Below are 6,531 nucleotides of genomic sequence, written 5' to 3' on the forward strand. Positions count from 1 at the left end.
AACGTTTATACCCTAGCACTGTAACGGATGCAGGTTCCGGCGCAGCCTACAACCCAAAAGGTTTCGATGCGCAGCTCTGAGACCATATTCCCAAGGTTTTTCTTTACTCCTTTTCAGCGACCGGAGCTCTCTGTAGAAAGAATTGCCGTGGTACTCTTTCTCTTCTTTGCCTTTAAATATTCAAGTTACTGGAAATGATACTTAATTTTCTGTTTATTGTCAATGTGAAACATCAAGCTCACTGTAACTTTTTCAATTAATTTTCGTCTTTTATATAAATAAGTTACAAGGAGGAGGTCCTTCAATGAAAAAAGTAAACTTGCTTATACTCTCTGTTCTTTTACTAGCAGGGGTATGGGGTTGTTCCGATAATAAGGTTAATTCTGTTCCCAAAAGTGAACCCTATACTTCCGAAAAAGCCATCAGTAGAGGGGATATTGTTTCTTTTGAAAAAGTGTACAACCTCGATAAATTTGAGCAATTTATAACTAATCTCTCCAGCAAAAAAGCAGACAATATACGAGTTACAAGTTACACAGATGAGGGCGATCCCATATTTAAGGATTTGAAGTTTGATGGCAATGTAATTAGTTATAGCTACGATACCTCTAATGATGCATTCGGTGGAAGCAACACAGGAGTCAGAACCGATACCTGCTCCGAAGTGACGAGTAAAAAAAACACACAAAGTGAAATAATCTATTCGATCAGCGGTTGCACAAATAATGACTCTGAAATCGATTACTACCTTTTCCGCACAAAAAAAGCCACCCAATCGTAATACGATAGGATGGCTTTTCTAATATCTATTTCATGATTTTGCAAATATCATTAGTGAATTGAACAGGATCACTAACCTGTAGACCTTCGATCAACAGTGCTTGGTTGTACAGCAGGTTCGTGTATAAACCGAGCTTCTCTTTATCGTTCTCAGCTGCTGCTTTCAAAGACTGGAAGACTTCGTGATGGATGTTGATTTCGAGTACCTTATCCGCTTGAACCTCTTGCCCATTCGGCATCGATTTCAGGATTTTTTCCATCTCGATTGTCAGTTCACCTTCAGCAGAGAGGCATACCGGATGAGTCTTCAAACGTTTGGAAGCTTTAACATTCTTCACTTTGCCGGACAAGATGTCCTTCATCGCTTCAAAAAGCTCCTTGTTTTCGTTCTCTTCCGCTTCCGTTGGCTTGTCCGCTTCGTCTGCTTCGATACCCAGATCACCACTGGATACGGATTTAAATTCTTTTTCTTTATAAGACATGATCATCTTGATCGCAAATTCATCAATATCATCAGTGAAGTAGAGAATTTCATACCCTTTATCCGATACAAGCTCGGTTTGTGGGAGCTTTTCGATTCTGTCGATCGACTCTCCGGATGCATAGTAGATGTACTTCTGATCTTCTGGCATTCTTGATACATATTCGTCCAGTGTTACCAGCTTCTTCTCCTTGGAGGAGTAGAACATCAGCAAATCTTGAAGTGTATCTTTGTGCATTCCATAATCGTTATACACACCAAACTTAAGCTGTCTGCCAAAAGCGTTATAGAACTGCTCGTATTTCTCTCTTTCATCCTTCAGCAAGCTTTGCAGTTGACTCTTCACTTTATTCTTAATGTTCTTAGCGATCAGAGTCAGCTGACGGTCATGCTGGAGCATTTCTCTGGAGATGTTCAGCGAAAGATCCTCTGAATCTACCATACCTTTTACAAAGCTAAAATAGTCAGGCAGCAGATCCGCACATTTGTTCATGATCAATACACCATTGGAATAGAGCTCAAGACCTTTTTCATATTCCTTTGTGTAATAATCAAATGGTGTATTTTCTGGGATAAACAAGATCGCATTATACACTACAGCACCATCTGCACTGATATGAATATGTTTAAGCGGCTTATCGAAGCCGTAACGTTTCTCTGCATAGAAGTTATCGTAATCTTCTGTAGTCAGCTCGTTTTTGTTCTTCCGCCAGATTGGCACCATACTGTTCACGGTTTGTTCTTGAACAACTTCCTCGAACTCGTTCTCTGTGCCTTCTTTTGGCTTCTGCTCCTTCACGTCCATTTTAATTGGGAAACGAATGAAGTCAGAATATTTTTTAATGATGGATTTCAGGCGATACTCTTCCAAATATTCATCGTATTGATCTTCTTCGGTATTCTCTTTAATCTTCAAAATCACTTCAGTACCTACAGAATCCTTCTCGACAGGCTCGATAGTATAGCCATCAGCACCCTTAGACTCCCATTTAAAGGCCTCGTCGCTACCAAGCGCCTTACTGATCACAATTACGTCATCTGCTACCATAAACGCAGCATAGAAGCCAACACCGAACTGTCCGATGATATTGTGACCATCTTTGGCTTCGTTCTCTTTCTTAAATGCAAGAGATCCGCTCTTCGCGATTGTTCCTAAGTTATTCTCTAGCTCTTCTTGTGTCATCCCGATACCTGTATCGGAGATCGTCAAAGTTCTGTTCGCCTTATCGGCAGTCACTTTAATATAATAATCTTCTTTATTGAAGACCAGGCTTTCATCAGCTAATGCTTTGTAATAGATCTTATCAATTGCATCACTTGCATTGGAAATCAACTCGCGAAGAAAAATTTCCCGTTGTGTATAAATGGAGTTAATCATCATTTCCAGCAATCTTTTCGATTCGGCTTTAAACTCTTTTTTGGCCATGAATAAGTAGATCTCCTTTCAAAATAACATCTTGTCCAACATTTCGTGATTAGCACTCTTGTTAGATGAGTGCTAATTCTTCTTTTTATATAACATAAACTGATTTTGAATGTCAATATTTACAGCGATTTTCTTTAAAGAATGCTATCTTTTGCATACAAATTTAAGATTTTATTGATCATTAATGACCCACTTGCGCGTAGGCTGATTCTATGTTTTAAATAGACTAGATGTATAAATTCCAAATAAAGGGTTATCATTATCAGTCCTAGGAGGAATTCGAATGAATAAACAAGCGAAGTCCATTGTAAATCCCAAAGCAAAAAGCCCCGTAAAGAACCTTATTGGCAGTGTATTCATTCCCGTACACGATATTGAAAAAGCCCGTAGCTGGTATTGCCATGTCCTAGGACTCCAGGAAGCAGATCATCCGATTATGAACGGTCATTTATGCCCGTTAACTATGCAAGGAAGCACTGGGATCATTCTGGACACCATGCCCATGTGGGGAGGTATAGAGCCTGAAGGGGCTCCTCCAATTACAACACCTGCTCTTATGCTTATAACCGATGATTTGCAAGCCTCTTTCAACTATATGAAGGAGCTCGGTGTAGAGATAGTAACCGAAATTCAAGATCAACAATGGTTTGTGGTGAAAGACCCTAATGGGAATAAACTAATGATTTGCAAGTAACATTTGCGTTAGAAATTGCAATGGCTGAGACTTCCACTTCTTAGGATGCATCAAAAGCTGCAGATCAAAATGAATTTCTTGATGTGCGAATGGCAGCTCAGCCAAGTTCCCCCGCTCAATTTCTTCCTCTGCAACAATTTTAGGTAATAATGCAATCCCTAAACCATTCATAACACATCGTTTGATCGCTTCTAGATTCGAAAGCTCAAAACCTATGCGGAATATAATCCCGTGCTCTTTTAACAAATTCTCGAACAGACTCCGGTAAATACAGCTCTCTTCAGAAACAATTAATTCGCAGTTATTTAGATCCTGTAGCGTTACTGTATCCATCTGGGCAAGGGGATGGTTAATGGGGGCTATCAACACGAGTGGTTCATCTCTAATGATCGTACGATCAAGTAAAGAATCCGTAGTGGTACGATCGAGCATCAAACCAATGTCTACTTCCCCATCTTTTATTTTGGCCAAGAGGTTAGCTTCCTGCATCGTTTGTAGATGGATATCAAGTTTCGGAAATTTCGTCCTCAACTGCTGTAAGTAGGGTGGTAAGTAGAAAGCAGCTAATGAATCAATTGTACCAATCGTTAGCGTACCTCCAATTTGCTGGGCGATGGTTTCTTTAGAACGATCATACAGATCCAAAATCTCCACGAATAGCTTCAACAACTCTTCTCCAGGCGGGGTAAGTCGCAGCTGTCGACCATGCCTTTCTATTAATGGCACTCCGTATTCCTTCTCTATTTTCTGTATTTGCATCGTAACGCTCGACTGCGCGTAACCCAGCTCTTCAGCAGCCCGTGTAAAGCTCTGGCGTTTAGCTACCTCGCGGAATGTTCGTAAATAGGTTAAATCCATAACCTCACCCTAACATCAATATTTTTGATGATACACATCATTTATTATAGCTAACGACGATGCAACATTCCATGGTAAAGTGTATGTAGAGGAATTAAAATATTTTGGAGGCCGATAATTTATGCTTACAGAACAACAGATTTATGGAATTTATGTCCCCGTGGTCACCCCGTTCAATGCTGCTGGTGAAGTCGATCTGGATTCGTATCAGCGTTATGTAAAGAACATTATTAACAACAGCATACAAGGTCTGGTCGTTAATGGAACCACCGGTGAATCGCCAACTGTAACCGTAAATGAAATGCAGCTTCTAGTAAACACTTCTCGTGAGCTTTTACAATCTACATCTATCCCCTTAGTAGTCGGTACAGGAACCAATGACACAGCTTCTACGGTAGCACGCACAGAGATCGCAGCTAACCTTGGTGCAGATTGCGCACTAGTAGTCGTCCCTTATTATAGTCGTCCTTCGCAAGAGGGCATCATTGCCCATTTCCGCAAAGCAGCAGAAGTAGGTATTCCGATCATGGCTTATGACATTCCAAGTCGTACTGGTACTGCTATGACTCTAGATACTGCACGCACAATCCTAGAAATGAATAATGTTGTCGGATTAAAAGACTGCTCAGGTAGCACCAAAATGGTTACTGAGCTAGTTCGTACAGGTTCCAAACCTGTGCTTGGCGGCGACGATTCACTCTTTTATGAAATGCTTAGCGCTGGAGCAGCTGGTGGCATGCTTGCTACTGCGAACGTTTATCCAGCAGAATGTATCCGTATATACGAAGCCTTCAAATCGGGTCAATTCGACTTGGCAAAAGAAAACTTTGAACAACTACTGCCGATCATCCGTCTCTTGTTCAAGGAATCGAACCCCGCTCCAATCAAATGGATGCTTAGCCAGAATGGCCTAATCAATTCGGATACGCTTCGCCTCCCAATGACTTCCATCAGCACGGCGCTTCAGCAAGAGCTTAGTTCTTATGTTCAGGACAATGCAATTGAAGCGACTGCATAAGAGAAAAGATAACAGCCGTTATACAGTGAGGAACTGTTTAGCGGCTATTTTTTTGTAAATTTAAATTCTCTGTAACTAATGTTCTGATATTATCTATTCTTACCCCTCTTCAATCTTCTTGTTCGGTGAAAATAAAGTATTAGACTGGAGTTGTTGATTTAACGGGGGGTTGAATTGGAGATTACTCAGTTTTTAAAAAATTAGTTTTAGACTGATTCATTAAAAGAAGCAGCGGCAGAACAAGACTTGATAAATAAAGTCTAAGACTGACGCTGTTATTGAACTAACGTTCCCCGTTAGCTTAATAAGCACCTCAAATCCAGCCTATTGTTATTACCTCATCATGACAAAATTCAATTACATATCTTAACGATGGACTATAAATCCATTGGTCTGGTCCCATATCCATAATATCCTCAATGCTTTCTAGTATTGTAAATAAGGAGGTCTTTACCAATGGGTATTTATATATCCCAACAATAAGGTAAACAGGAACTGAAGTGTCCAAAGATTGATTAGATAGGACGGTAGGGATATTCAATATGTCTTCTTTAGTAAGAATATTTTTTTTATTTACCTTTTCCCAATCAATTCTTCCCCAAAATCCAATCGGAAAACAATCTGTCATTTTACTTTCAATCTTATCACTTTCGCTCTCATCTAATATATCCACTTTGTCCTTTTCTGGGAACAGCTCTAACATCTCTGAAATTCGTTTCTCTTTTTCCAATTTTTCTTCATGTTTCTTTCTTTCTTGAACTAGATATTCTAAACGCTTTTTTCTTTCTTCCCTATTCACAGGATAATGCTCCTTTACTAACCGACTATTTATAAAATGTACCACATTCTTAAACTAAACTGCCCGTTAGTTCAATGAAAAAAGCAGGATACCGTAGCTCCTGCAAATCAATTTGTATTATTCAACTATCGTTCCCAGTTAGCGCAACGACTTACTCTGTTGAATTTCGTGTTCCTCAACATAAAGCGGCATCAGAGAAGGCGAATCGTACCTTATCGCGGCCTTTAAACGACAAAATGGTGCCGATAGCCCTAGCCCCATAGCTGCAATGAAATAATGAGCCTAATCCGACAGTGCTCGCATGATGTTGGATTTCGCCTCTGCCGCAATCGCTTCATTCCCGTCATCGACCGCTTGCATCAAGATCAGTACGGGGATGTATACCGCGATCAGCCGCGCCAGCAGCTTCGTTTCCTCGTCCGCTCCTCCGTAAGTTTCGAAAAACACGCCGCGAGCGTAAGGTGGTAAAAAGCTG

General features: G+C 40.4%; 6 protein-coding genes, 1 pseudogene and 1 other annotated feature (1 of these 8 cut by a window edge). Of the genes and pseudogenes, 3 read left to right on the forward strand and 4 right to left on the reverse strand.

What is annotated here, in order from left to right; translation table 11 throughout:
* Positions 1–176, reverse strand: a binding site (T-box leader) (it extends 86 nt beyond the left edge of the window).
* A 128-nt stretch (positions 177–304) separates the two neighbouring features.
* On the forward strand, positions 305–781 hold the full coding sequence (locus tag MKX60_RS31550) for a DUF4362 domain-containing protein (protein WP_341062101.1): 477 nt from the start codon (positions 305–307) through the stop codon (positions 779–781).
* Between the two features lie 25 nt (positions 782–806).
* Here the strand turns inward: MKX60_RS31550 and htpG are convergent, their stop codons facing one another.
* Positions 807–2,687: a molecular chaperone HtpG gene (htpG, locus tag MKX60_RS31555; RefSeq protein WP_076286274.1), complete on the reverse strand. Its 1,881-nt coding sequence runs from the start codon at positions 2,685–2,687 to the stop codon at positions 807–809.
* Positions 2,688–2,970: 283 nt separating this feature from the next.
* On the opposite strand from htpG, the gene MKX60_RS31560 reads away from it, so the two are divergent.
* Complete coding sequence (locus MKX60_RS31560; protein ID WP_341062102.1) at positions 2,971–3,381, forward strand: VOC family protein; 411 nt, start codon at positions 2,971–2,973, stop codon at positions 3,379–3,381.
* On the opposite strand, the gene MKX60_RS31565 is transcribed toward MKX60_RS31560, so the two are convergent.
* Positions 3,364–4,239, reverse strand: coding sequence for a LysR family transcriptional regulator (locus MKX60_RS31565; protein WP_042189369.1), 876 nt, complete (start codon positions 4,237–4,239; stop codon positions 3,364–3,366). The genes MKX60_RS31560 and MKX60_RS31565 overlap by 18 nt on opposite strands.
* A 121-nt stretch (positions 4,240–4,360) precedes the next feature.
* On the opposite strand from MKX60_RS31565, the gene dapA reads away from it, so the two are divergent.
* A complete protein-coding gene (gene dapA / locus MKX60_RS31570) occupies positions 4,361–5,257 on the forward strand; it encodes a 4-hydroxy-tetrahydrodipicolinate synthase (protein WP_076300560.1) in 897 nt (298 codons plus the stop codon).
* Between the two features lie 313 nt (positions 5,258–5,570).
* Here dapA and MKX60_RS31575 read toward each other — a convergent pair whose 3' ends face one another.
* A complete protein-coding gene (locus MKX60_RS31575) occupies positions 5,571–6,056 on the reverse strand; it encodes a CDI toxin immunity protein (RefSeq protein WP_341062104.1) in 486 nt (161 codons plus the stop codon).
* Positions 6,057–6,338: 282 nt separating this feature from the next.
* Positions 6,339–6,531, reverse strand: a pseudogene (locus MKX60_RS31580) (aminoglycoside phosphotransferase); the annotation flags it as partial.

Source organism: Paenibacillus sp. FSL R5-0914 (assembly GCF_038004525.1).
GTDB lineage: Bacteria > Bacillota > Bacilli > Paenibacillales > Paenibacillaceae > Paenibacillus_AQ.